This is a genomic window from Hymenobacter sp. B1770 (genome assembly GCF_049896385.1).
Taxonomy (GTDB): domain Bacteria; phylum Bacteroidota; class Bacteroidia; order Cytophagales; family Hymenobacteraceae; genus Hymenobacter.
Genome location: NZ_JAFCUF010000001.1, coordinates 385912 through 411437, shown reverse-complemented (window position 1 = coordinate 411437; position 25526 = coordinate 385912). Strand labels below are relative to the sequence as shown.

At 61.9% G+C, this 25526-nt stretch carries 16 protein-coding genes, 1 tRNA gene and 1 pseudogene; 13 read left to right on the top strand and 5 right to left on the bottom strand.

Annotation, left to right across the window (positions count from 1 at the left end; genetic code table 11):
- Nucleotides 1–513: 513 nt before the first annotated feature.
- Nucleotides 514–4905, top strand: coding sequence for a DUF4394 domain-containing protein (locus ACP7AJ_RS01650; protein ID WP_426058442.1), 4392 nt, complete (start codon nucleotides 514–516; stop codon nucleotides 4903–4905).
- Nucleotides 4906–4995: 90 nt separating this feature from the next.
- Here the strand turns inward: ACP7AJ_RS01650 and ACP7AJ_RS01645 are convergent, their stop codons facing one another.
- Entirely contained in the window at nucleotides 4996–5868 is an 873-nt protein-coding gene (locus tag ACP7AJ_RS01645) for an RICIN domain-containing protein (protein WP_426058441.1), read from the bottom strand.
- A 251-nt stretch (nucleotides 5869–6119) separates the two neighbouring features.
- On the opposite strand from ACP7AJ_RS01645, the pseudogene ACP7AJ_RS01640 reads away from it, so the two are divergent.
- From ACP7AJ_RS01640 to ACP7AJ_RS01630, 3 genes and pseudogenes are all read left to right on the top strand, one after another.
- Nucleotides 6120–7502: pseudogene (locus ACP7AJ_RS01640) on the top strand (type IIL restriction-modification enzyme MmeI); the annotation flags it as partial.
- A 406-nt stretch (nucleotides 7503–7908) separates the two neighbouring features.
- Entirely contained in the window at nucleotides 7909–9612 is a 1704-nt protein-coding gene (locus ACP7AJ_RS01635) for a type IIL restriction-modification enzyme MmeI (RefSeq protein WP_426058440.1), read from the top strand.
- Nucleotides 9613–9798: 186 nt separating this feature from the next.
- Nucleotides 9799–10359, top strand: coding sequence for a transposase (locus ACP7AJ_RS01630; protein ID WP_426058439.1), 561 nt, complete (start codon nucleotides 9799–9801; stop codon nucleotides 10357–10359).
- A gap of 175 nt (nucleotides 10360–10534) precedes the next feature.
- Here the strand turns inward: ACP7AJ_RS01630 and ACP7AJ_RS01625 are convergent, their stop codons facing one another.
- Complete coding sequence (locus tag ACP7AJ_RS01625) at nucleotides 10535–11575, bottom strand: methyltransferase (protein ID WP_426058438.1); 1041 nt, start codon at nucleotides 11573–11575, stop codon at nucleotides 10535–10537.
- 470 nt (nucleotides 11576–12045) lie between these two features.
- On the opposite strand from ACP7AJ_RS01625, the gene ACP7AJ_RS01620 reads away from it, so the two are divergent.
- Together ACP7AJ_RS01620 and ACP7AJ_RS01615 are read left to right on the top strand one after the other, a co-directional pair.
- Nucleotides 12046–14499: an SBBP repeat-containing protein gene (locus ACP7AJ_RS01620; RefSeq protein WP_426058437.1), complete on the top strand. Its 2454-nt coding sequence runs from the start codon at nucleotides 12046–12048 to the stop codon at nucleotides 14497–14499.
- A gap of 21 nt (nucleotides 14500–14520) precedes the next feature.
- A complete protein-coding gene (locus tag ACP7AJ_RS01615; RefSeq protein WP_426058436.1) occupies nucleotides 14521–14925 on the top strand; it encodes a hypothetical protein in 405 nt (134 codons plus the stop codon).
- A 336-nt stretch (nucleotides 14926–15261) separates the two neighbouring features.
- Here the strand turns inward: ACP7AJ_RS01615 and ACP7AJ_RS01610 are convergent, their stop codons facing one another.
- Nucleotides 15262–16086, bottom strand: coding sequence for a PA2169 family four-helix-bundle protein (locus tag ACP7AJ_RS01610; RefSeq protein ID WP_426058435.1), 825 nt, complete (start codon nucleotides 16084–16086; stop codon nucleotides 15262–15264).
- A gap of 394 nt (nucleotides 16087–16480) precedes the next feature.
- On the opposite strand from ACP7AJ_RS01610, the gene ACP7AJ_RS01605 reads away from it, so the two are divergent.
- Nucleotides 16481–16900 carry a hypothetical protein gene (locus tag ACP7AJ_RS01605; RefSeq protein WP_426058434.1) on the top strand — a complete coding sequence of 140 codons (420 nt, stop codon included), beginning with the start codon at nucleotides 16481–16483 and terminating at the stop codon, nucleotides 16898–16900.
- 243 nt (nucleotides 16901–17143) lie between these two features.
- On the opposite strand, the gene ACP7AJ_RS01600 is transcribed toward ACP7AJ_RS01605, so the two are convergent.
- Nucleotides 17144–17216 (bottom strand) — tRNA-Phe (locus ACP7AJ_RS01600).
- A 171-nt stretch (nucleotides 17217–17387) separates the two neighbouring features.
- Between ACP7AJ_RS01600 and ACP7AJ_RS01595 the strand changes: the two genes are divergently transcribed.
- From ACP7AJ_RS01595 to ACP7AJ_RS01575, 5 genes are all read left to right on the top strand, one after another.
- Nucleotides 17388–18833: a 4Fe-4S dicluster domain-containing protein gene (locus tag ACP7AJ_RS01595; RefSeq protein WP_426058433.1), complete on the top strand. Its 1446-nt coding sequence runs from the start codon at nucleotides 17388–17390 to the stop codon at nucleotides 18831–18833.
- A gap of 200 nt (nucleotides 18834–19033) precedes the next feature.
- Complete coding sequence (locus ACP7AJ_RS01590; RefSeq protein WP_426058894.1) at nucleotides 19034–19885, top strand: (Fe-S)-binding protein; 852 nt, start codon at nucleotides 19034–19036, stop codon at nucleotides 19883–19885.
- A 177-nt stretch (nucleotides 19886–20062) separates the two neighbouring features.
- Complete coding sequence (locus ACP7AJ_RS01585; RefSeq protein ID WP_426058432.1) at nucleotides 20063–20575, top strand: hypothetical protein; 513 nt, start codon at nucleotides 20063–20065, stop codon at nucleotides 20573–20575.
- Nucleotides 20576–20683: 108 nt separating this feature from the next.
- A complete protein-coding gene (locus ACP7AJ_RS01580; protein WP_426058431.1) occupies nucleotides 20684–22606 on the top strand; it encodes an OmpA family protein in 1923 nt (640 codons plus the stop codon).
- A 183-nt stretch (nucleotides 22607–22789) separates the two neighbouring features.
- A complete protein-coding gene (locus tag ACP7AJ_RS01575) occupies nucleotides 22790–23638 on the top strand; it encodes a DUF4476 domain-containing protein (RefSeq protein WP_426058430.1) in 849 nt (282 codons plus the stop codon).
- Nucleotides 23639–23743: 105 nt separating this feature from the next.
- Here ACP7AJ_RS01575 and ACP7AJ_RS01570 read toward each other — a convergent pair whose 3' ends face one another.
- Complete coding sequence (locus ACP7AJ_RS01570) at nucleotides 23744–24217, bottom strand: DUF4293 domain-containing protein (protein ID WP_426058429.1); 474 nt, start codon at nucleotides 24215–24217, stop codon at nucleotides 23744–23746.
- 88 nt (nucleotides 24218–24305) lie between these two features.
- On the opposite strand from ACP7AJ_RS01570, the gene ACP7AJ_RS01565 reads away from it, so the two are divergent.
- Nucleotides 24306–25508, top strand: a complete 1203-nt coding sequence (locus tag ACP7AJ_RS01565; protein WP_426058428.1) for a thiolase family protein — start codon at nucleotides 24306–24308, stop codon at nucleotides 25506–25508.
- Nucleotides 25509–25526: the final 18 nt, after the last annotated feature.

The window sequence follows — 25526 nt, the reverse complement described above, 5'->3', positions numbered from 1 at the left end:
CTCACTAAGCCGGTGTCGTCGCCCACCAATACTTCGAGCGCACGCCCGGCAACGCCCTCCCCATTCTGGTGCGCGACAGCGACGCGCTGGTGGTACCGACGGCAGGCTTTATAGTCGAGTTTTAGCGATGTTCTGGCCCGCAACAGATGGCCAGCCTGCACCCTTAGTGGGACGGCCGCGAACTGGGCCAACGGCTGACAATGCCCGTTCGAGTTGATGCCCGCTTTGGTTTGTGGATGCCGCGGCAGCACCCGCTCAAATGCCTGGCTCCGATGCACAATCCGCGTTTGCCAGCGTTCCGGTAGCAGATTATCTACTGTGCGAAAGAACTGCTTTACAGCAAGAAGTACCCTTGTAAGCTGACCAGAGGCATTGTAAAGTTCACGGAAAATTTAAATCAAGAAAAGTTCAATCTGAACAGCTGTGGTTACCGTATTTCTTGCAAAGTCACCTGCTGCACCCAGCAGGTGCTCTACCTGTTCGTTCACTTTTCCTATACCACACCAAGTAAGCATGAACACAAAAATACCTTCCTCCGAACCCGGGCTCTGGCGGCTCACCTCCAAGGTGCTATCCGCGGCGGCTTTGACCATGGGCCTGCTGGCCGCTGCACCATCTGCCCAAGCGCAAACCGTTTATGGCTTGACGCCGAATGGAACCGGGCTCGTGACTTTTAATGCTTCTACCCTTATTCTGGGCGGCACTCCTACCCTAGTGCCCATTACGGGCGTAGCGGCCGGACAGGCGCTGGTAGGCATTGACTCGCGCCCAGCCACGGGCGAGCTGTTTGCCCTCGGCTACAACGGCGCCGGCACAGCCCAGCTCTATACCCTTAATATCACCACGGGGGCTGCCACCACCGTGGGCAGCTCGCTGGCGCTGGCGCTGGGCGACGCCACGGAGCGCATTGGCTTCGACTTCAACCCCACCGTGGACCGCATTCGGGTGACGAGCAGCAACGACGCCAACTTCCGCCTCAACCCCAACAACGGGACCGTGGTTGTGCGCGACGGTGACCTTAAGTTTCCGGCTCCCTCCACCGACAACCCCGTCGTGGGCTCGGTGGCCTACACCAACAGCTTCCAGGGCACAGCCAGCACCACGCTCTACGATATCGACGAGAGCCGCTCGACACTCTACATTCAAAGCCCACCCAACGACGGCGTGCTGTCGGCTGGGGTAGCCATCACCCGCAACAGCGCACCGCTGCTTGCTGCCGGCGACCAGACAGATTTCGACATTTTCACCGACCCCACGACGCGGGCCCAGAGCACCCTGTTGGCCGTTACCACTGCGCTCAACCCCACCTCCACCGCCTTCTTTAACTTCAACCTCGCCACGGGCAACGCTTCGCTCGTCAGCAGCGGCTTCCCCGGCTTAGTTATCAGCGACATTGCTTTTGCCATCGACCGGACTTCGCCGGCCCCCAATGGCCAGCTGCTGTATGCGGTGAATACCAACAACGCGCTGCTGTCGTTCTATTCAGGCACGCCGGGCTTCATTAACACGGCCGTGGGCATCACGGGCCTCAGCACCGGCCAGACGCTGGTGGGCACCGACTTCCGCCCCAACACCGGCCAGCTGTTCGGCATGGGCTACGATGCAGCCACCGCGGGCGCCAACTCCCAGCTCTACACCATCAACCTGACTACGGCGGTCGCAACGCCCGTTGGCCCAGCCATTCGGCTTGAACTGGGCGGCCCTACCGATAACATCGGCTTCGACTTCAACCCCACCGTCGACCGCATCCGGGTGGTGAGCACCAACCGCGCCGACTTCCGCCTCAACCCCAACAACGGAAGCCTAGCCGCCACCGATGGACAGCTCACTTATGCCGCTGGCGACGCCAACGTTGGCGCCACGCCCCGCATCGGCTCGGTAGGCTACACCAACAGCTTTGCCGGCAGCACCGGCACCACGCTCTACGACATCGACGAAGCCCTGAGCACGCTGGCTATCCAAAACCCGCCAAATGCCGGCACCCTCAACACCGTGGGCAACACCGGCCTAGCACTAAGCTCGACCAACGCTTTGGTGGACCTCGACATCTACTTCGATGCCAGCGCCTCGCTGAACCGCGCCTTCCTGACGGCTAATCCCGGTGGCGCCACCGCCAGCAACCTCTACACCCTCGACCTGGGCACGGCTGCCACCACACTGGTAGGCACCATTGGCTTGGGCATTCCGGTGCGCGACATTTCGGCGGTGCTCGCCCCCACTGCCGTGCCCAACAACACGGCGGCCCTGACCGGGCGCCTGCTCTACGGCGTGGCCGGCGGCAACCTCGTTTCGTTTGACTCGGGCAACCCCACCGTCATTCGCACGGCCGTGAACATCACCGGCCTGGGCGCCGACCAGGTGCTTGTGGGCACCGATTTCCGGCCCTTCAACGGCATGCTGTACGCCCTGGGCTACAACGCAGCCGCTCAACAGGGTCAGCTCTACACCCTGAATCTGGCCACTGGCGCACTCTCGGCTGTGGGCAGCTTGCAAGCCATGCCCCTGGGCGCCACGGCGGCCAACATCGGCTTTGACTTCAACCCCGTACCCGACCGCATCCGCATCACCTCGGCCTCGAACCAAGCCAACCTGCGCATGAACCCGAACGACGGCGTCTTCATCACTGATGGCACGCTGACTGGCGCGGGCGGCACCCCAACCCTCTCGGGTGTGGCGTATACCAACAACGACAACAACGCTGCCACTGGCACCATGCTTTTCGGCTACGACCAGGCCCGCAACGTGCTGCTGCGCTCGACTGATGCCAACGCTGGCACCTACGTAGACCAGGGCCCCACCGGCATTGCCGTGGCCAATGGCGTGGAATTCGACATTTACACGGACCTCACCAACCCTGCCACTCCCGCCAACACAGGCTTCCTGGCGGCTTCGCTCACCGGCACCAGCGCCGACAACCTCTACACCATCGACTTGGCCTCCGGCGCCACTAGTCTGCTGGGCCGCGTGGGCAATGGCAGCAGCCTCACCGGATTGGCCGCCTTCCTCACCCCGGCTCCCGTTGTGGTAGCGGGCCTCACCTGGACCGGCGCCGTGAGCACCGACTGGGGCACGGCCGGCAACTGGTCGCCGATGCAGGTGCCCACTGCCGCCGACAACGTGACCATTCCGGACGTCGCCAATGACCCCGTAGTGAGCAACGCCCAGCAGGCCAACGGCGTCACGCTGGCCAGCGGTGCCACCCTCACCACCGCCAACGGCGGCACCCTCACGCTCAGCGGCAGCTTCACCAACAACGGCGGCACCACCATGGGCAGCGGCACGGGCACCATGGCCTTCAATGGCGCAGCAGCCCAGACCGTGAGCGGCACCACCACCTTCTTCAACAACCTCACGGCTGGCCCCGCCGGCCTCACGGCCGCTGCGCCGGTGCAGGTGCAGCGCGTGTTGCTGCTCAACGGCAACCTGACCTCCAACGGCAACCTGACCCTGCTCTCCAACGCCACCGGCACGGCCCACGTGGTGAACGCCAACGGCGCCGTGGCCGGAAACACCACCGTGCAGCGCTACATCACCCCCACCCTGAACAACGGCCCCGGCTACCGCCACTACTCGGCCCCGGTAAGCGGCTCGACGGTGAACGACCTGACCACTCCCGGCTTCACGCCGGTAGTGAACCCGGCCTACAACACGGCCGCCGTCCCCAATAGCGTGACGCCCTTCCCCACCGTGTTTGGCTACAACGAAGCCCGCGTGAACACCAGCGGCAACCCCGCCCCGCAGGACTTCGACAAAGGCTTCTTCTCGCCCAACAGCCTGGGCGACGCCCTGGATGTAACCCGCGGCTACACCGTGAACGTGCCCGCTTCGCAAACCGTAGACTTTACCGGCACCCTGAACAACGGTACCTACGCCACCTTCGGCCTGAGCCGCGGCACGCAAACCGAGTCGGGCTACTACTTGCTTGGTAACCCCTACCCCTCGCCCATTGACTGGGACTTGGTGGGCCGCACCAACGTGGACGCCGCCGTGTACGTGTACCGCTCCACGGGCCAGTACGCCGGCACCTACTCGACCTACGTGGCCGATGGCACCGGCACCAACGGCGGCACCGACCAGATTGCCGTTGCCCAGGGCTTCTTTGTGCGGGTGAGCACCCCCGCCACCAGCAACGGCGAGGTTACCTTCACCAACGCTGCCCGCCTCACCACCTACGCCAGCCCCATCTTCCAGCGCAGCGCCGCCACGGCCCCGCTCGTGCGCTTCGACCTGCGCGGTGCCACCGGCTCGGCCGATGAAGCCGTGGTGTACTTCGACGCCGCCGCTACGGCCGGCTTCGACTCCAACCTGGACGCCTACAAGCTGGTGGGCGGCAACGGCCCGCTGGTGGCCAGCGAAATTGCCTCGCCCCTCACCGCCCTGTCGGTGAATGCCCTGCCCGCCCTCACCGCCGCCGATGTAGTGGTGAACCTGCGCCTGCAGGCCGGCCAGGCCGGTACCTACACACTGCGCGCCGCCGAGCTGCTACGCCTGCCGGCCGGCACCTTTGCCTTCCTGCGCGACGCTCAGACCGGCGCCCGCATCGACCTGAGCACCCAGCCCGGGTACAGCTTCCAGCTGGCCGCGGGCGTTAGCACCGGCCGCTTCTCGCTGCTGCTCACCCAGCAAGCTGTGCTCTCGAACGCCCCGGCCGCCCTCGCCCAGCAGGTGTCGGTGTTCCCGAACCCGGCCCGTGGCGCGGTGTCCATCGCTCTGCCCGCTGCCCTGGCCCGCCAGGCCACAGAAGTGCAGGTGATAAATGCCCTGGGCCAGACCGTGCTGCGCAGCACGCTGGCTGCCGGCGCCACGGCCCGCACGCTCTCGCTGAGCGGTGTGGCCCGCGGCGTGTACACGCTGCGCCTGCAAACCGAGCAAGGCACCGTGAACAAGCGCCTGGTGGTGGAATAAGCCCCACCGGTTTCAAGCTAAAAAGCCCCGCCTGCGATTTGCAGGCGGGGCTTTTTTTATGAACCAAACGGGGAATCTCCTGGCTGGCGGTTATTGCTGCACCACGCGGGTCTGCTGCACGAATTCGCCCTGGTGCACGCGCACTACGTACACGCCGGCGGCCAGCGCTTGGCGGCTCAACGACAGCATATTGGCGCCCTGCTTCAGCACCTCGCGCTGGCGGTAAATTTGCTTGCCCAGCACGTCCAGCACTTCGATTTCGGCCGCGCCGGCTTTGGTAGCTTCTACGCGCAATGCCACACGCTGGCCCGGGCCGGCGGGGTTGGGGTAGGCCTCGGTGCGGAGGGCTGCGTCGGTGGCGCTTTTGGTAGCGGTGGGGGCGGCTATCAAGGCCAGCTGCCAGCGCTGAGCGGGCTCAAAGCCGTTGTCGTCGAAAAGGTTAACCCGAGCACCCGGCGCATCGCTGCCGAAGCCGATTTCCAGCACTTGTGAGATACCCGCCGCGTTGGCCGAATTCTTCAGCGTGAATTTGTAGCGGCCGTTGCTGTTGGGGTCGGTGATAATCCAGCGCTGGGCGTCGTCGCCGGTGGTTAGAAGCACATTCTGCTCGATTTGGGTACCCACGGCCTTGCTCAGGCCCACGGGCTGCACATACATCACCGTGCCCTTGTGGCGCAGCTTGTAGGAACCATCAGTTTGCAGCTCAAAAATGAAGCGCTGGGCATCGTTGCCATTGTCGACCCACTGGCCAATGCTGGCACCAGCTGCGGACGAGTTGCCGTCCACATCCAGGCACAGCGGCTGGCCGGCGGGCGCCCCCGGAGTGGTTGCGCCGGAAAGCACGCCGAAGTGCGTCATCTTATAAGTGCCGCCGTTCACGATAGCGCCCTGGGCACAGGCAGAAGTTGCGGAACCCGCTAGGCAGATGGCCAGCAGCGAACCAAAGAGTACAGATTTCATCATGGGTTTTTGGATTAGAGAAAAGAAAAGTCAATCGATTAACGTACTCCGACGCAACTGCACAGGCCATATCAGGCCATTGCACCGAGATATTTTGGGTAATGTTATTAAATTATTACGGAATTAACACAAACGATTGTGTAATTATTTTGAAAAGCTCAATTCCTTGCCTGTTACGGCCATAAACCACTTCGTTCTACTTCTCGTCACATTCAGCAGCGCTCGACCTACCTTGCGGCTCGGCTCATTCAGCCGTGTCGCTTATTCTACCCGCTGTGACTTTTTCTGACTTCGCTGCCCGCTGGCAACCCGCCGGCGGGGCCGAGCGCGCCAACTACGGCCTTTTCCTGCAAGACCTCTGCGACCTCCTCGATGTCCCGCGCCCCGACCCCACCACCGACAACCCCGCCCACGACCAGTACGTGCTCGAGCGCGCCGTCACCTTCACCGACGGCGCTAAAAAGAGCACCGGCCGCATCGACCTCTACAAACGCGGCTGCTTCGTGCTGGAAACCAAGCAGGGCACCGACACCCCCGACCAGCAGCAGCGGGCCGAGCGCGCCGAGCTCGGCCTCCCGCCCGAAACCCGCCGCAAAGGCCACGCCCAGCGCGGCAGCGTGCGCTGGGAGCAGATGATGCAGGCCGCTCGCCAGCAGGCCCTCGGCTACGTGCGCGCCCTGCCGCCCGAAGAGCCCCGCCCCCTCTTCGTGCTGGTGGTGGACGTGGGGTTTTGCATCGACGTGTACTCGAACTTCGCCGGCGTGGGCGATTCCTTCGTGCCCTTCCCCGACCAGACGCGCTTCCGCCTGCCACTGGCCGCCCTCGAGAGCGAAACCACCCGCCAGCTGCTGCGCCAGCTCTGGACCGAGCCCCGCGCCCTCGACCCCAGCCGCCGCGCCGCCCGCGTCACGCGCGAGCTGGCCGGGCGCCTGGCCCGCCTCTCGGCCCAGCTGGAGCGGGCCGGGCACCACACCGACGCCGTGGCCCAGTTTCTGGTGCGCTGCCTGTTCACGATGTTCTCCGAAGACACCGGCCTCATCCCCAAGGCCAGCTTCACGGGCATGCTGCGGCAGTACGGCACGCCCGAGCTGCTCGAGTTCCTGCCCGATGCCCTGGCCACGCTCTGGCGCACCATGGACACCGGCGGCTTCTCGCCCGACCTCAAGGCCCGCCTGCGCCGCTTCAACGGCCAGCTCTTCCGCGAGGCCACCGCCCTGCCCCTAAACGCCGACCAGGCCGCCCTGCTGCTGCAATCGGCCCAGGCCGACTGGACCGAGGTGGAGCCCGCCATCTTCGGCACCCTGCTCGAGCGCGCCCTCGACCCCAAGGAGCGCCACAGCCTGGGTGCCCACTACACCCCGCGCCGCTACGTCGAGCGCCTGGTGCTGCCCACCGTGCTCGAGCCCCTGCGCCGCGAGTGGACCGCCGCCCAGGCCGCCAGCGCCCGCCGCCTCGACGAAGGCCAGCCCCGCGACGCCCGCCAGGAGCTGGTGCGCTTCCTCACCCGCCTCACCTCGCTGCGCATCCTCGACCCCGCCTGCGGCTCCGGCAACTTCCTCTACGTCACGCTCGAACACCTCAAGCGCCTGGAAGGCGAAGTGCTGGCCGCCATCAACGCCTTTGGGCAAACGGGCCTGCTCGACCTCGGCGGCGGCACCACCGTGAGCCCGCGCCAGCTGCTGGGCCTGGAGCTGAACCCGCGCCGCCGCCATCGCCGACGTGGTGCTGCGCATCGGCTACCTGCAGTGGCACCTGCGCACCCACGGCATCACCCAGCTCGCCGAGCCGCTGCTCGATACCTACCAGAACATCCGCCAGCAGGACGCCGCCCTGCGCCACGACGCGCCCACGCCCCGCCTCGACGCCCACGGCCAGCCCGTCACGCGTTGGGACGGCACCACCCGCCTGCACCCCGCCACCGGCCAGCCCGTGCCGGACGAAACCGCCCGCACGCCCGTGCTCGACTACCCCAACCCCCAGCCCGCCGAGTGGCCCGAAGCCGATTTCATCGTGGGCAACCCGCCGTTTGTGGGGCCGGCCCGCATGCGCGAGGCCCTCGGCGACGGCTACACCGAAGCCCTGCGCAAAGCCTACAAAGGCAAGGTGCCCGACTCCGCCGATTTGGTGATGTACTGGTGGTACAATGCCGCCGCCGCCGTGCAGCGCGGCCCTGCCGAGCGGTTCGGCTTCATCACCACCAACAGCCTCAAGCAAACCTTCAACCGGCGCGTGATGCAGCCCTTCCTGGAAGGCGACACGCCCCCGCTCACCCTCACCTTCGCCATTCCCGACCACCCCTGGGTCGATGCCGCCGAAGGCGCCGCCGTGCGCATCGCCATGACCGTGGCCGAACGCACGCCCAACGTAGCCGCGCCCGGCCAGCTCTGGATTCTGAAGACGGAATCCGTAGCTGAAGGAGACGAAGCGGCTGATGTGACTTTTGCGGAGCAGCAAGGCCAGATTCTTTCTGACTTGTCGATTGGTGCTGCTTTGGATAGTGCTAAAGTTTTGAAGTCAAATGAAGGAATGTCGAGCCCCGGCGTGAAGCTGCACGGTGCTGGTTTCATTGTGAGTCAGGACAAAGCCAAGGAATTAGGTCTTGGCGAGTCTTTAGGTCTTGAAAACCACATTCGCCATTATTTGAACGGCCAGGACTTCACCGGCAAGTCTCGCAAGGCAATGGTTATTGACTTGTTTGGCTTGAATTCGAGCGAAGTTTTAACTCGATTTCCAAACGTTTATCAGCACGTGGTCGAAACAGTTAAGCCAGAACGTGACCAAAACAACAGAGCAATTTATCGAGACAATTGGTGGGTATTTGGCGAAGCGCGAAGCAGCTTTCGACCTGCCTTATTGGGCTTGCCTCGTTACATAGCTACTGTTGAAACTGCAAAGCATCGAGTGTTTCAGTTTCTTGACGCAGGTGTTCTCGCTGATAATAAACTGGTGACTATTGCTCTTGATGATGCTTACAATCTAGGCGTACTTTCAAGCAGATTTCATGTTGTTTGGGCTTTAGCCGCTGGCAGTAGACTTGGTGTTGGTAATGACCCAGTGTATGTAAAATCCCGCTGCTTCGACCCGTTCCCCTTCCCCGCCGCCACGCCCGCGCAGCAAGCCCACATCCGCGAGCTGGCCGAACAGCTCGACGCCCACCGCAAGCGCCAGCAGGCCCAGCACCCCACCCTCACCCTCACCGACCTCTACAACGTGGTAGAGAAGCTGCGCGCCGGCCAGCCCCTCACCACCAAAGACCAAACCGTGAACCAGCAGGGCCTCGCCTCCGTGGTTTTCAGCCTGCACCAGCAGCTCGACGCCGCCGTAGCCGACGCCTACGCCTGGCCCGCCCCTCTGCCCGACGCCGAGATTCTCACCCGCCTCGTGCGCCTCAACCACGAGCGCGCCCAGGAAGAAGCCGCTGGCCACGTCCGCTACCTGCGCCCCGCCTACCAGGCCAAGTCAATGAGCAATGAGCAGTTAACAATGAACAGTGGGCTGGCGACTCCGGCCAAGGCCAACCCATTGCTCATTGCTCACTCTTCATTGCTCATTGATTTCCCCAAAGAGCTGGCCCAGCAAATGCAGGCCGTGCGCGAAGTGGTGCAGCAAGCCGGCACCGCCCTCAGCGTGGCCGAGGCGGCTGCCCGCTTCAAGCGCCTCAAGCCCGAGAAGGTGGAGCCCCTGCTCGCCACGCTGGCCGCCCTTGCCCTGTTGCGCCACACCACCGAAGGCACCTACGCCGCCTAACGGCCGTCGTCGTTGCACATCGATGTAGAGATGCATATTTGCGTCTCAATCGTTGAACGGCTGCATGCGAACGGCGCGGACGTAGCGCGTCTCAATCGTGGCACGGTCAGGGGCGAACGATGCGGTGCCAACGGCGCGGACGCCGAGACGCAATTATGCGTCTCTACAAAGTTTTGAACCAGGGTTATGGATGCGGAAACTTACAAGAACCTCTATCGGGTAGCCTCGGCGCGGTGGGCGGGCTACGACTACGGGCAGAACGGCGCGTACTTCATCACCATCTGCACCAAAGACCGGCAGCGCTTCTTCGGCGAAATCATCCTGCCCGACGGGCACTGGGAAACGGCCGTGCTGCAGGAATCCCTGCCCGCGCAGGTAGCCCGCCAGTGCTGGGCCCAGATTTCCGAGCGGTTTCCCTTCGTGGTGCTCGATGCGTTTGTGATTATGCCCGACCACGTGCACGGCTTGTTGCTCTTCGACAAACCCACCAGCCTGCTGCCCCCACCAGCCTTTGAGAACCGGTTTGGGCCCCAGCGCGACAACCTGGCCGCCGTGGTGCGCGGCTTCAAAGCCGGCGTTACGTCGCGCCTCCAGCAGCAGCAGCAGGTGCCCTTCGCCTGGCAGCCCCGCTTCCACGACCGGGTGGTGCGCAACAGCCAGGAACAGGAGAAAATCCAGCGCTACATCGCCGAGAACCCCGCCCGCTGGAAAGACGAATCGGGCAAAGAAGACAGCCTCTTCCGCTAGCCCCCGGGGCACTGTTAGCGCCGCTTGCCGCTGACCGGGCAACGACGTAGAGACGCATATTTGCGTCTCGGCATCCGCGCCGCTCGCGCCCCATCGTTCGCCCCTGACCGTTCAACGATTGAGACGCAAATATGCGTCTCTACGTCCGTGTCGGTTACATATAGTTATTAAAGGATTACGTCGTTTTGGAGATGCCTTCCACGATGCTGAAGGGCGACTTGGTGGGAATAATCCGGGTCAGCTCCAGGCCGGCCCGGTCGAAGAGCTGGCGGTATTCGGCTTCGGTGCGTTCGCAGCCGGGCAGAAACAGCAGCATCTGCAGGTCCAGAAACTTGCCCAGGGAGGGCTCGTTGCCTTCGGGCAGTACCATTTCCACCACCAGCACCTTGCCATTAGCCGTCATGCCGTTGCGGCAGTGCTGCAGGATGGCCACGCACTGCTCGTCGTTCCAGTCGTGGATGATGTGCTTCATGATGTAGGTATCGCCACCGGCCGGCACGCCCTCGAAGAAGTTGCCGGCCACCCGCTCGCAGCGCTCGGCCACGCCGTAGGATTCCAGCAGCGGCCGGGCGGCGTCCACAATGGCTGGCATCTCGAGTAGCACCCCGTGCATATGCGGGTACTGCTGCAGTATGGAGGCCAGCAGCAGCCCGTGCCCGCCGCCCACGTCCACCAGCTTCTGCGTGTCCGCAAAATCGTAGGCCTCTACCACCGCGGCGCTGGTGAAAGCGCTGTTGCTGGTCATGGCGTCGTTGAACTCCCGTCCGGCCTTCTCGTTGCTCCAGAAATACTCAAACGACGACATGCCGTGCACTTTATCAAATGCCGGCAGGCCGGTGCGCACGCTGTAGGGCAAGTGCGCCCACACCTCGTACTGCCAGTCGGTGGTCATCATGGTCACAAACGAGCGCAGGCTGCCGGGCACATCGCTGCGCAGGGGCTCGGCTAGGGGCGTGAGGTGAAAGCGCTTCTCCTCGTCTTCGGCAAACACGCCCACGCTGGCGCAGGCCCGCAGCACCCGGTAGAGGGAGCGGGCGTGCACGCCCGTTTCAGCGGCCAGCGCGTCGGCGGTTTTGGGTCCGTCTTTCAGGGCATCGGCAATGCCGAGCTCAGCGGCCACGCCCATGGCGCGGGAGACCGCAAAGCCAAACAGCATCTGCATGAGTTGCATGGCCGGGGGTGGCGATTGCACGGGCGGCGAGAGTTCAGCAATCATAGCGAAAGGGGTTAGAGGTGAATTCGCACAGAAAAGCCTGACAGTTAGCCAACTGTCCAGGCAGCTACACCATTCTAATATACAAGTCTTTTCAACGATTAACAAGGGATATGACCCCAGGAGCACGGAAGCACTTCAGCTGACACTGGTTTAACGCAACGCAATTTCCCCGTTGCTGGCGCGCGTCTGCGACACACGCCAACAACGCCCCACGTAACAGCAGTTACTTAACTGTACTCATCAAACAAACATTTTACCTAAAAATACTATTAGATAAAGCTAAAAATTTATTAGATATGTAATGAATATCGGGATATATTTCGTTAGCTTTGATTGTCACTCTTGTACGGCTCAGGTTACCCCAATGACCCAGTGCAGCAGCGGATTGCATCTCCAGCCCAATATCTCTCGGACGGCACTACCATGCCGCCGGAAGACCTCTTATTCCTCCTTTCATTATCCGTCTGCGCATGAAAAAAATAACTACGCCCGCCCTGCTCACAGCAGCTGCTTTTCTAACCCTGAGTGCCCCGGTGGCCGGGCAGTCCCCATCGGCCCCGGCTGAGAGTGTGCGGCAAGAATGGGTCGCCAACTTCAATCTTGGTTTCGCGAGAAGGGTGGAAGCCCTGAAAGTCGGCACCGATGCCGCCGGAAACGTCTATACGTTGGGCAAGGAACAAGGCGGCCGATTGAACCGAACCACTTATTTGGTCACCAAATATTCGTCCGCTGGTCAGCAGCTCTGGCAAGAAAGCAATGGCTTCGGGGATTTCAGTGGCACCATCCCTACCGACATGGCCGTTGATGCGGCCGGTGATGTGTACATAACAGGGTGGTCTAATTTTTTTAGCTTTTTTGGCTACAACCATTCCGACTACACCACGGTCAAAATTTCCTCCGCTGGGCATCAGGTATGGGTATCCCGTTACGATGGTCCTCAATTCCTTAATCAACCGGCCGATGATTATGCCTCGGCCGTCGCCGTCGACGGGGCCGGCAACGTGTATGTTACTGGCACTTCCAATGGCGCTTACGCAACCGTGAAATACAACGCGGCGGGCCAGCAAGTGTGGGCCCGTCGCTACAACGGCGAGGGCAGCAACGCCACCGACGTGGCTGTGGACGCCGCCGGCAACGTGGCCGTAACGGGTGGCTCGGTCTACGACTTCGCCACACTGAAGTATTCGCCCACCGGGCAGCAGCTGTGGGCCGCTATGTATAACAGCCCTACCAACGGCGTCGACGTGGCCACCACCGTGGCCTTTGGCCCCACCGGCAACGTGGTAGTCGCGGGCAGCTCCGCCTCGGACTACGCCACGGTGAGCTACGCACCCGATGGCCAGCAGCAGTGGGCGAGGCGCTACAACGGGCCCGGCAATGGCGACGACGCGGCACGGGACCTGCAGATTGATGCGGCTGGCAATGTCTTCGTCACGGGGACATCGGAGGGCCTGGCCAGCGGCCAAGACTATGCTACCCTGAAGTATGCCCCAAGTGGGCAATTGCTCTGGGAAGCTCGCTACACCAGCGCGGGCGCCAACCCGGACCAGGCCAATGCCCTTGCGCTGGACGCCGCGGGCAACGTCTACGTCACGGGGGCGGCCAATGGAGTTTATGCAACCCTCAAGTACAATGCGGCCGGCCAGCAGCGCTGGTTCGCGACGTATCAAAACCCCGACAACGCCGGCGGCCCGGCTAGTGCGGCCGATATTGCCATCGACCCGAGCGGCAACGTGGTGGTGACCGGCAACGCGAACGGCAACCTCGGTTTGACGAATATTGCGACGGTCAAATACAAGCAAGAAGGCGGGCCTACTTCGCCCGCGTGCGCTCCCCTGCAGACGGAACCCCGCACCCGCCCCGACCAACTATCAACCAACGTTGGAACGGCGCTCACCTTCAGTTCGGCCGCGCTGGTGGCGAACGACACCGACCCGCTGGGCCGCGCGCTCCAGGTCGCCAGCATTGAGCCGCCCCGGGTGGGCACCCTGGCCCAGAACGCAAACGGCACATTCACTTACACGCCCCCCGCGGGCTTCCGCGGCCAAGTGGAGCTGACATATTTTGTGCAGGAAAGCGGCCCGGCCCTCGCCTCCCGCCGCACGGGGCATTACTACGAGTTTGTGAGTGCGCCCGGCATCTGCTGGTCGGCGGCCCAGGCGGAAGCAGCCGGGCGCACCTACCGCGGCATGCAGGGCTACCTCGCCACCATCACCTTCCAGGAGGAGCAGAATTTTCTGAAGGGGCGGCAAAATGGCGCGTACTGGTTCGGGGCCTCCGATAAGGACGTGGAAGGCGAATGGCGCTGGAAGACGGGCCCGGAAGCCGGCCAACTCCTGTGGAAAGGCGACGGCGCCACCGGCTACGGCCTGGCCTACACCAATTGGCTCACCGGCCAGCCCGATGACTACCGCAACGCGTGGCGGCCGCAGGGCGAGGACTACGCCATGCTGTACGGCCAGTCGGGGCTGTGGAATGACGTGGACGCGTGCGCCACGGGGGCTAGCATCGCCGGCTACGTGGTCGAATACGGCGGCCTGGAGCCCTGCCTGCCCACCTTGTATTCCTTGGGCACGGTCACGATTACCGTGGGGTCGCCTACGGAACAGCTGGCAACCATGTCTTCGGCCACGGCTGGCCGTGTGGGAGGTTCGGTGGAACCAGGCGGCTACGTCCTGGAAGCCTATCCAAACCCGAGCAATGGCACGTTTCAGGTGCGCCTGGCCGCGCCCGCCGATGGCCCGACGGAGGTAGCCATCTTCGACTTGCAGGGCCGTCGGGTCCGGACTGTGTTCGAGGGAACATTAGAAGCCGGCGCGCCCCGGGAAGTAACAGTGAAGGGCCTCGAGCTGGCCCCCGGCCTGTATCAACTGCGCATGCTGAGCGGCGGGCACCAGCAGTGGCAGCGCCTGATTATCCAGTAATCAGCACAGCTGCATCCGGCCATGAAGATTCTTCTTCCGTGCCTGCTTATGGCGAGTAGCTCTGCCTGGGCCCAGCCGGTGGCACCTACCTCGCCCCGGGAAGCCCTGCTCCTGAAAAGCCACAACCAGCGCACTGCCGCCCGGGTGCTGCTTATCGGCGGGGCGGTGGTGGCCGGCACGGTCATCTACGCCACGGCACCGGGCAAGTCCGTCTCTTTTGATGCCCTGCCGCTGGTAGGCGGTCTGGGGGTGGCAGGCGGTGCAGCAGTGCTCAGCAGCATTCCGCTGTTCGTGGCCAGTGCCCGCAACAAGCGTAAAGCCCAAGCCGCCATTTCGCTGCAGCTCCAGGCCTTGCCGGCCCCGCAGTGGGCCACGGCGCGGCGCGGGAGTATGTGTCCGGCACTAGGCCTTTGCCTGCCTTTGTAATCTACCGCAGCACCCGAGTTTAAAAATAATTTACTCCGGCCAAAAAGTGCAGTTCAAAACTGGCTGGCACGGTGTAGAGACGCGACACTTGGCTACGCCGACCTACGGTTCGCGTCTCGGCGTTGAACGGTGGTTGGAACGATGCCCAAACGGCGCGGACGACAAAACGCGAACCGTAGGTCGGCGTAGCCAAGTGTCGCGTCTCTACACCGTTCTTATACCTCCCCCGCAAATGGCGCTGCGCTAAACTCTCATCAGCCAGAGCTAGATACCAGAACGCCCCGCTTCCGGACCGGAAGCGGGGCGTTGAAGAGAAGGCATCGGGAGCTGCCCAGGCTACTCCTGCTGCTTGCGCTGCAGGTCCTGCAGGCGCTCGTAGGTTTTTTGCGACTGCGTGTACTGGCGCTGGATTTCGCTGCGCAGGGCCCAGTTGAGGCTTTTGTTTTGCAGGGCTTCCTCGTAAGCTTTCAGGGCCCACTCTTCGCCGTACACGTTGGAACCCAGGATGGCAGTCTCGCTGTAGCCGGTGATGGCCGCTTTCGAGTCCATCCAGGCCCGGTAGAACTTGCCTTTGAGGGTGGTGCTGGTTTCGGAACCGCCGTCCTGCTCGCCCAGGTAGAGGTTCAGCTTGCGCGAAAAGTCTTTGCTCTGCTGCATCAGGTGCTTGTAGTAGCTCTGCAACTCAGCGTCTTTGCTTTCGTCGGCGGCGCGCTGGTAGCCAGCCACCCGGTCGTTGACGAAAAGCAACAGCTCATGCAGGGCATCGGCCTGAGCCTGGGCAGTGCGCCGACGCTTGGTGGGTTTGGCGCCAGTGCCACTCAGCAGATACCAGCCGCCAGCGGCCAGCAGGGCACCGCCCAACACTTTTTGCGTGGTTGACAGCTGGCGCCAGCGGCTGCCCGCCTGGCTGGCCAGGTGCTTTAGCGGAGCGGGCACTTCGGAGAGGGTGGTTTTCAGGCCGCTATCCTGCAGCCAGCGCTGGGCCTGGGAGAGGAGCTGCGCGGCACCACCGGCTGGGGCAGCAGGCGCGTCAGTGGCGGAGCTGGCAGTTGCGCCGGCATCGGCGGTGCCGGTTGCCTGGGCTTGGTCGTCGCCAGCGTGGGAGAGAACTTGCGAAGCAGCAGAATCGGTGCTGACGCGGGGGGTGTTGGGATGACTCATAGGAAGTAGCTAGTATGAAAGCACATGGACATCGGAGAGCCACAAGCGGCCTCCGGTAGCTATCTCTTTCGCGGAAGCAGCCCGAAAGGTTACGAACGGCCCACATCGACAGTGCCGCGGCGCCTGATTGCCTCTGATGTACTACCCCTGACAAGTAAGTGCCGACTACTCCTGTTGGGCCAGAAAGCTTCCTTTTCATGTCTTTGCAGCCCAGGTCGGGGCCACCTTTCCTGAATAATTTCTCAACTCTCCTCGCCGCATGAAACATCCCATAGCGGCTCAGCGTCTTGCGAAGGCCTCTAACTCGTTAGATTAGCAATCAAATAGTCAGCCTGTTCCTCATCTCGCCGAAGCCGTGACCTGCGCTGTCCCAGGCGCGCTACTAACTTGTGTTATGCGTCTGTTGCTTTGCCTGTTGTTTTTGATAGGCTTTGGCCCGCCGGCCACGGCCCAAACGGCTGGGCCCATTTCTTCGCTCGCCCGGCACGACTACCTACTCAAGAGCTATAGCCAGCGCCGCGCCGCCAACGTTATGCTGGTAATGGGCAGCTCGGTGGCGCTCACCGCGGCCATAGGCATAGCCAGCTCCTTGCAAAATAGAAGAGTCAACCCCTCCTCCCTGGTTTGGGAGCAGCTGATGGTTGCCGGCATGGGCGTTGCGGTCGTGAGCGTGCCGCTGTATGTAGCCGCCCAACACAACCGGCGGCAAGCAGCTATCGCCCATAGCCTGCAGCTGGAAGCACACCCCGTAGTTCCTGTAGCGACGGGAAGGCGGGGCACCTTCCCCGCCGTAGGGCTGCGCCTTCGCTTTTAGAGCGGTCTCGCCATCAGTGTATCGTTTCAGCAGGGAACTAAAGTGGGAACCGTTTCAGGCCCCGACTGAATCCGAACGAGCTTTTTTATTCCACCAGACTTTAGCTAGACCGCCTCGGGAATCCAGTTCCAAGCCTAGTCAATGAGCGGCTTGACAACTACTCATTGCCCCGAACGCCGCCCCTCGATTTGGCTCCCTCCAAAAGCAAAAAACCCGTTTGCAGCGCGCAAACGGGTTTTTCTGTGGCAACAGTTGGAATCGAACCAACGACACCAGCATTTTCAGTGCTGTGCTCTACCAACTGAGCTATGTTGCCGTTTCCCCATTGCCGAAATGCGCTTTGGGGACCGCAAAGGTACGAAACCAAAACAATGCCGCAAGAATTATAGTAAAAAAAGTATTGGGCGCCGGGTCTTTCCTGGAAAAGTGTTCGGCATGCCGAGTATATTGCAGCCGCAAACGTTCCCACCTCCTTACCTTTACCCGCATGTTGGAGCAAATCGTTTTCTTCCTGCTGCTAGTGGCAGCATCCGGCCTATTCGTATGGCAAATCCGAAAAATCCGCGCTAATATCTTCGTTGGGCGCAGCCGCGATATGAGCGGCAACGCCGGCGAGCGGTTCAAAAAAATGGTGCTGGTTGCTTTTGGCCAGCAAAAGATGTTCAAGCGCCTCACGCCCGCCCTGCTGCACCTTATTGTGTACGTGGGCTTTCTGGTAATTAATGTGGAGGTACTGGAGATTGTGGTCGACGGCCTCACCGGCACCCACCGCTTTCTGCGCTTCCTGGGCCCGGGCTACGACGTGCTGATGGCCACCAACGAAATTCTTGGGGCGCTGGTGATTCTGGCCGTGGTCGCGTTTTGGTGGCGCCGCAACCGCGCCCAGCCTGTGCGCCGCCTCACCGGCGTGGAGTTGCGCGCCTGGCCCAAGCTCGACGCCAACATCATTCTCTACGTCGAAGTAGTGCTGATGGCCGCGCTGTTCACGATGAACGCCGCCGACCTCAAGCTGCACCAGCTGCGCGGCGAGGACTTGCCCGGCACCTTCCCCATCAGCGGCCTGCTCACGGGTTTGTTTCCGGCCAACGAAAGCGCCCTGCACGTGCTGGAGCGTGTGGGCTGGTGGGCTCATATCATCGGCATCTTCCTGTTTCTGAACTACCTGCCCAGCTCCAAGCACTTCCACATCATCATCACCTTCCCCAACGTGTGGTTTTCGCGGCTGGTACCCCAGGGCCAGTTCAGCAACGTGGAAAGCATCACCCACGAGGTGAAGGCCATGATGGACCCCAGCTACGTGGTGCCGCCCCCCGCCGTGGGCCCCGACGGCTCGGCCCTGGCGCCCACCTCCTTCGGTGCTAAAGACGTGGAAGACCTGCCCTGGACCGCCCTGATGAATGCCTATTCCTGCACGGAGTGCGGGCGCTGCACCTCGGTGTGCCCCGCCAACCTCACGGGCAAGCTGCTCTCGCCGCGTAAAATCATCATGGACACCCGCGACCGGATGGAGGAGAAGTACGAGTCGCCGCTTATTTTCCGGCCTAACATGTACGGCCCCGAGGCCAAGCACGAGCCCGTGACGGCTGGTGCTCATCAACGGGCTGTTTATGGCGAGGACACAGAAGAAAAATATAAAGGCCCAAACGAGGTCACCCTGCTCCGTGGCAAAGTGACGCCTGAGGAGCTCTGGGCCTGCACCACCTGCAACGCCTGCGTGGAGAGCTGCCCCGTGAACATTAACCCGCTCGAAAGCATTATCGAAATGCGCCGCTTCCTGGTGCTGGAAGAGTCGGCGGCACCCAACTCGCTCAACGTCATGTTCTCCAACATCGAGAACAACGGCGCGCCTTGGGCTTTCTCGCCCTCCGACCGGTTCAACTGGGCCGACGACTTGTTTGCAACGGAGAAGCAAGCCGCTGCTACGGTTGCTTAAATCAGTGAGTAGAAAATACGGTCATGCTGAGCTTGTCGAAGCATCTCTACCGTGTAAGTAATCCAATCGAATGAGTTAGTACTGAGGTAGAGATGCTTCGACCAGCTCAGCATGACGTTCTAGCTAGGGCGTTCTAACTATCCCCCATGTCCCCAACCACTCCCGCTGCCGGCGAAAAGCGCCAAATCAACGTTCCCGTCATGGCCGATTTGGCGGCCCGCAACGAGTCGCCCGAAATCCTGTTTTGGGTGGGCTGCGCCGGTGCTTTCGATGACCGCTATAAGCGCGTAACCCGCGCCTTTGTGCGCATTCTCGAGCACGTGGGCACCAAGTATGCCGTGCTCGGCCTGGAAGAAAGCTGCACCGGCGACCCCGCCAAGCGCGCCGGCAACGAATTCCTGTTTCAGATGCAGGCCATGCAGAACATCTCGACGCTGAACGGCTACGGCATCAAGAAAATCGTGACGGCCTGCCCCCACTGCTTCAACACCATCAAAAACGAGTACCCCGCGCTGGGAGGCGACTACGAAGTCATTCACCACAGCACCTACCTGCAGCAGCTCATCAACGAAGGCAAAGTGGGCGTGACCGGGGGCGAGAGCTTCAAGGGCCGCCGCATCACCTTCCACGACCCCTGCTACCTGGGCCGCGCCAACAACATTTACGAGGCCCCGCGCGACGTCCTGGCCGCCCTCGACGCCGACTTGGTGGAGATGAAGCGCAGCCGCGCCAACGGCCTCTGCTGCGGTGCCGGCGGCGCCCAAATGTGGAAAGAGCCCGAGCCCGGCAAAAAGGACATCAACGTGGAACGCACCCAGGAAGCCTTGGCCACCCTGAGCGGCGCAGCCGAGGCGCTGGCCAACCTGGGCGGCGTCGAAACCGAAAAGAGCGCGCCCAGCCGGCACGAGCTTGACAGCAGCATCATTGCCGTAAGCTGCCCGTTCTGCATGACCATGATGAGCGACGGCGTGAAGCACGAGGAACAAGAGAGCCGCGTGCAGGTGTTTGACATAGCAGAGCTAGTCGCTTCGGCCGAAGGCATCAACGCCTAAGAAATAGCAAAACATATTCGAGGGGTAATCCCCGCTCGAAATACAAGAACGTCATGCTGAGCTGGTCGAAGCATCTCGCCCGCAGTAGTAATCATTTACTCACGCGTAGAGATGCTTCGACCAGCTCAGCATGACGTTCTTGCGTTTCAAAACTCCAACCGCCAAAACTGCTGACTCATGTACGTTGCTTTCGACCAGCTGCCCCCCGAAACCCGGGTCTGGATTTATCAGGCCTCGCGCCAGCTCAGCGCGCAGGAAATTGTGGCCGTGCTGCCGTCTTTGGCGCGCTTTGCCGAGGAGTGGACCAGCCACGGCCGCAGCCTGCACGCCTCGGCCCAGTTTCTGCACCAGCAGTTCCTGATTATTGGCCTTGACGAAGGCATTGCCGGCGCCAGCGGCTGCTCCATCGATGCGTCGGTGCGATTTGTGGCGCAGCTCGAGCAGCACCTTGGCGTAGAGCTGCTGGATAAATCCCGGCTTGCCTTTTTGCAGGAAGGAACAGTGACTTTGCTAAAGCGCAGCGAGCTGAAGGCAGCGGTGGCCGCTGGCACCGTTGGCCCCGAAACTTTTTATTTCGACAACACCTTAGCTACTAAAGCGCAACTCGATACCCACTGGCCCCGCCCAGCTGCCGAAACCTGGTTGGCCCGCTACTTCGGGCAGGAAGAGAAAAGCCACCTGCCTGCCTGAGACGGCCTTGCCGTTCGAATGCTGCTTAAACCGTAGTATTATTGCTAACCCAAAAGTGCTTAATCGGAGATTCATTCCGGTCCCTTCCCTACCACCACCATTCGACCCATGAGGAACCTACTATTGGTCTGTGCCGCAGCTGGCTCTACCGCACTGCTAAGCAGTTGTGCTACTTCGGGCAGCGCAAGCAAGGGCGATAAACAGTTTGCCCGGGGCCAGTACGAGCTGGCCATCCCTCTCTATCAGGCCGACGTGGCCAAGGGCCGGAACGCCGCCCTGGCCAACTTCCGCATTGGCGAGTCCTACCGCCTCTCCAACCGGGTCGAGATGGCCGAGCCATTCTACAAGGCAGCACTGGATGGCGGGATAAAGAACGCCGAGGTGGGCTTCCGCTACGCCGAGGCCATGCGGGCCAACGGCAAATACGACGATGCAGCGGCCCAGTTTACCTCCTACGCCAACAGCGGCGGCAACCGCACCCTGGCCGCGCGTGCCGAAACAGAAGCCAAAAACGCCCTGGCTAGCAAAGAAGTAGCAGCCATCAAGAACAAGTACGAGGTGGCACCCATAGATGCGCTGAACTCGCCAGCATCTGATTTTGGCGGCACCTTGGTGGCCAGCACCGGTGACCTAGTATTTACCTCCGGCCGCGACGGCAAAAAGTACCTCGGCAACGGCGAAAATTTCAATAGCCTCTACGCCATCAAGTTCGATAATGCCGCGACCATGACCGGCGGCACTGCTCGCAAGTTGGAGGGTCCCTTCAACTCTGAAAACAAGCACGAGGCCAGCGCCACCTACACCCCCGACGGCAAGACCATGGTGTTTGCCCGCTCAAACGACGGCAGCAAAAAAGGCTACCTGAGCGTGGACCTCTGGATTTCCTACAACAAGGGCGGCGAATGGAGCGAGCCCATCCTGGCCAACATCAACGACCGTACCGCCGACGACTTCTCGCCGGCCTTCGGCCCCGACGGCACTACGCTGTACTTCGCGTCGGGCCGCAAGGGCGGTCAGGGCGGCAACGACCTCTACAAAGCCACGCTGGGCTCCAACGGCCGCTTCTCCCCTGCCGAAAACCTGGGCGAATCCGTCAACACGGCCGGCAACGAGAACTTTCCGGGCATAGCGCCGGATGGCACTCTGTATTTTGCATCCGACGGCCGCCCCGGCTTGGGCAAGCTCGACCTCTTTATGATGCAGGACGGAAAGGCAGTAAACATGGGCGCCGATGTCAACAGCATTGCTGATGATTTTGCGCCCATGCCCATGGGCAAAGACATGGGCCTGTTCAGCTCAAACCGCGCCGGTGGCAAAGGTTCGGACGACATGTACACGTTCAAGAAGAAGGCACCGAAGCTGGTGACGTTCTATGTTGATGGCACCGTGCTGGAACGCGACGACAAAGCCAAAACCACCGTCCCCCTGGCCAGCGCCCAGGTTACCATCATCGGCCCGAACAACCAGCGCCAGACCCTGACCAGCGGTCCCGACGGCAAGTTCTCAGCCCGGCTGGACTCGGTATCGAACTACACCATCCTCGCCGAGCGGCCCGGCGACTTCGCCGCCCGCACCACCTTGAGCACCGTGGGCCGCAAGCCCAGCCAGGACCAGCTTCCCAACCCGACCAACGACATTCGGCTGCCGGTGACCCTGACGCTGAACAAGATTATCCTAGCCCGGGCCATTGAAGTCAAAGACATTTTCTACGACTACAACAAGTTCGACATCCGCCCGGACGCGGCCATCCACCTCGACACCCTGGTGCAGACCTTGGTCGACAACCCCAAAATCTCCATTGAGCTGAGCTCGCACACCGACCAGCGCGGCAAGGACGCCTACAACCTGAAGCTCTCGCAGCAGCGGGCCCAGGCCGCCGTCGACTACATAGTGAGCAAAGGCATCGACAAGTCTCGCATCACGGCCAAAGGCTACGGCGAAACCCGCCCGATTATAGCAGCCCCCAAGTCGGAGGAAGAATACCAGCGCAACCGCCGCACCGAGTTCAAAGTGACCCGAGTGGCGCAATAACCGAGACAATTTTTCTCTGCCAAAGGCCCCGCAACTTGTGTTGCGGGGCCTTTTTCGTGGCGCTTATTTGTACCGAACGGGCGCGAATAGCCCTCGGCTGCCGAGGCTTCTAAACATGGCATAAGTTTTGAAAATAGCGAATCACCAACCCGCCCCTGTGGTTGGCTCTCACCTTTCTGCGCCATGAAAAAGGCTCTACTCCTTGCCCTGGTTGGCTTGTTTGCCACCGTGGCCCCTGCGCTGGCTTATCTGCCTCCGCCTGCCAATGTCAACTTTTCTTCGGAGCGCGGCGCGCCTTTTGGCCTCGTGCTCGACGGGCGCCCCCTCACCCGGGGCATGGCCCGGCAAGTGCGCGTCGACCAACTGGTGCCCGGCCTGCACTGGGCTGATTTTACCGTGCCCACGGCTTATGGTGGGGCCGTGCGGTTCCGAAGCCGCGTGTGGTTGGAGCCCGGCTTGGAAACTTCATTTGTATTGATTGCCCGCCCCGGGCGGCCCTTGGGCCTGCGGCAAGTAGCAGCCGTGCCATTATATGGCCCAAACCGGGGCCGAGCCAATGATTATTATGACAACGGTTATGGCCGCCAAGGCAACTACAACAGCCCCTTGCCCTATGGCCAGAACGGCAATGCACCCCACTACGGCGGCAACAACGGGTACGGGAACAGCAACAACGGCCCCGGCTACGGCAACACACCCAACGGCGGGGGCTACTACCCCGGCTCGGCCGCTAGCAGCTACCGCATTATGGCTCCGCAAGATGTTGACGCCTTAATACAAGCTGTGCAGCAGCGCCCCTTTGAGGCCAGCAAACTAAGCATTGCCAAAGAAGCCCTGGCCCAAAGCAGCCTGCAAACCGACGACTTGAAGCGCCTGCTCCGCACCATGGAATTTGAGGCTTCGCGCATTGAGCTCGCCAAGTACGCGCACTCACACCTCACCGACCCGCAAAATTTTTACCGGATTTATGAAGCGTTCGAGTACGATGCTAGCGTGCAGGAAGTGCAGCAGGCCGTGCGTGCTGACCAATAGAATGTGAGGCTCCTCTTGAACGGTGCTGCTTGAACAAGAAAAGGCCGCTGTAGATACTACAGCGGCCTTTTTTTTTGTATGCTTGCTTCTCTACTTAGCTCTCGTTTACCGCAAGCGGTCCATGCTGCGCACCAGCTGCTCATCGCGCCGGATGAAGCGGTTGGCCAGCAGGTTCAGCATCAAAGCCAGGGTTGGCAGGTAAAATCCGGCCATGTACTGGCCTGCCAGCTTTACGTTGAGCATCTGTTCGCCTTGGCTGGAGAAATAAAAGCCCGCTCCAATGGTGGCCGTAATCAGAAGCAGGTTGACGGTGCCGAGCAGCAGCTGTTTGCCGCGGTTGCGAAACTGAAAAATCTCGAAGATGGCCACTGCTGCGGAGCCCCCAGCCAGCAAGCCGATAAGCCAAACAGGGCCCGTAGAAGCCGGCAATTGCATGCCTTTGGGGGTGAAGCCGAAGGCCGTGAGGGTCAGCTCCTGATTGGTAAGGCCGTCAATTTTGTGCCATAGGGGCAACGCTAACATGCTGAGCATAGCCAGGGCCAGCAACAGTAAAAACACGCTTTGGATTCTTTGTATCATCTTTGCTGTTAGTAAAAAATGCCCCGCATCCGTGTCGGGGCCACAAATTTAGTCCCATCCGGCGTTTACGCCGCTATTGATAATTCGAATGCCAACTGCTTATATCGTGGACGCCGTGCGTACCCCGATTGGAAAATTTGCCGGCGCGCTCAGCAGCGTCCGCCCCGATGATTTGGCCGCCCACGTACTTCGTGAGCTTATGCGCCGCAATCCTTCCGTTGATAAAGCCGCCATTGAGGACGTCATCCTCGGAGCTGCCAACCAAGCCGGTGAAGACAACCGCAACGTGGCCCGCATGGCCGCGCTGCTGGCGGGCCTGCCCATCACCGTGCCCGGCAACACCGTAAACCGACTCTGTGCCTCGGGCCTGCAAAGCATCATGGACGCCGCCCGGGCCATCAAGTCCGGGGAGGGCGACGTGTACCTGGCCGGCGGCAGCGAAAGCATGACCCGCGCGCCGTTTGTCATGGCCAAGTCGGAGTCGGCTTTCGGCCGCGAGCTGACCGCCCACGACACCACGCTGGGCTGGCGCTTTATCAACCCGCGCCTCACCAAGCTGCACTACCCCTTTGCCATGGGTCAGACGGCCGAGAACGTGGCCAAGCAGTTCAACGTCACCCGCCAGGAGCAGGACGCCTTTGCCTTCGAAAGCCAGCGCAAGTATGCTCGGGCCCTGGAGAAAGGACGTTTCCGCAAGGAAATTGTGCCCGTGTTCATTCCGCAGCCCAAAGGCGACACGGCGTTGTTTGACACCGACGAGCAGCCCCGCTTCTCTTCGCTGGAAAAGCTGGCCACTCTCAAGCCCGCGTTCCAGCCCGAAGGCGGCACCGTGACGGCCGGCAACTCCGCGGGCATCAACGACGGCGCGGCTGCTGTGCTGCTCGTGAGCGAAGAGGCCCTCAAGCGCTACGACCTCAAGCCCATGGCCCGGGTAGTAGCCTCAGCGGTGGCGGGCGTCGACCCATCGGTGATGGGCCTGGGCCCGATTCCGGCCACTCAAAAAGTGCTGCAGCGGGCCGGTCTCACCATAAACGACATCGACTTAATAGAGCTGAACGAAGCGTTCGCAGCCCAAAGTATTGCCTGCGTTCGCGAGCTAGGCCTCGACATGGACAAAGTGAACGTGAACGGCGGCTCCATTGCCCTAGGCCACCCGCTGGGAAGCGCGGGCGCCCGCATCACGGCCACGTTGCTGCACGAGATGCACCGCCGCGACGGCGTGCGTTACGGCTTGGCCACCATGTGCGTGGGCGTAGGCCAGGGCGCTTCTGTGATTTACGAGAAGCTGTAGTTGCAGCTTTTTTCTCTG

Coding starts and splice junctions, on each gene's coding strand:
- ACP7AJ_RS01650 (WP_426058442.1), top strand. CDS start 514: ATGAACACAAAAATACCTTCCTCCGAACCCGGGCTCTGGCGGCTCACC.
- ACP7AJ_RS01615 (WP_426058436.1), top strand. CDS start 14,521: ATGAAGATTCTTCTTCCGTGCCTGCTTATGGCGAGTAGCTCTGCCTGG.
- ACP7AJ_RS01635 (WP_426058440.1), top strand. CDS start 7,909: ATGCGCGAGGCCCTCGGCGACGGCTACACCGAAGCCCTGCGCAAAGCC.
- ACP7AJ_RS01595 (WP_426058433.1), top strand. CDS start 17,388: ATGTTGGAGCAAATCGTTTTCTTCCTGCTGCTAGTGGCAGCATCCGGC.
- ACP7AJ_RS01620 (WP_426058437.1), top strand. CDS start 12,046: ATGAAAAAAATAACTACGCCCGCCCTGCTCACAGCAGCTGCTTTTCTA.
- ACP7AJ_RS01580 (WP_426058431.1), top strand. CDS start 20,684: ATGAGGAACCTACTATTGGTCTGTGCCGCAGCTGGCTCTACCGCACTG.
- ACP7AJ_RS01565 (WP_426058428.1), top strand. CDS start 24,306: ATGCCAACTGCTTATATCGTGGACGCCGTGCGTACCCCGATTGGAAAA.
- ACP7AJ_RS01585 (WP_426058432.1), top strand. CDS start 20,063: ATGTACGTTGCTTTCGACCAGCTGCCCCCCGAAACCCGGGTCTGGATT.
- ACP7AJ_RS01590 (WP_426058894.1), top strand. CDS start 19,034: ATGGCCGATTTGGCGGCCCGCAACGAGTCGCCCGAAATCCTGTTTTGG.
- ACP7AJ_RS01630 (WP_426058439.1), top strand. CDS start 9,799: ATGGATGCGGAAACTTACAAGAACCTCTATCGGGTAGCCTCGGCGCGG.
- ACP7AJ_RS01610 (WP_426058435.1), bottom strand. CDS start 16,086: ATGAGTCATCCCAACACCCCCCGCGTCAGCACCGATTCTGCTGCTTCG.
- ACP7AJ_RS01605 (WP_426058434.1), top strand. CDS start 16,481: ATGCGTCTGTTGCTTTGCCTGTTGTTTTTGATAGGCTTTGGCCCGCCG.
- ACP7AJ_RS01575 (WP_426058430.1), top strand. CDS start 22,790: ATGAAAAAGGCTCTACTCCTTGCCCTGGTTGGCTTGTTTGCCACCGTG.
- ACP7AJ_RS01570 (WP_426058429.1), bottom strand. CDS start 24,217: ATGATACAAAGAATCCAAAGCGTGTTTTTACTGTTGCTGGCCCTGGCT.
- ACP7AJ_RS01645 (WP_426058441.1), bottom strand. CDS start 5,868: ATGATGAAATCTGTACTCTTTGGTTCGCTGCTGGCCATCTGCCTAGCG.
- ACP7AJ_RS01625 (WP_426058438.1), bottom strand. CDS start 11,575: ATGATTGCTGAACTCTCGCCGCCCGTGCAATCGCCACCCCCGGCCATG.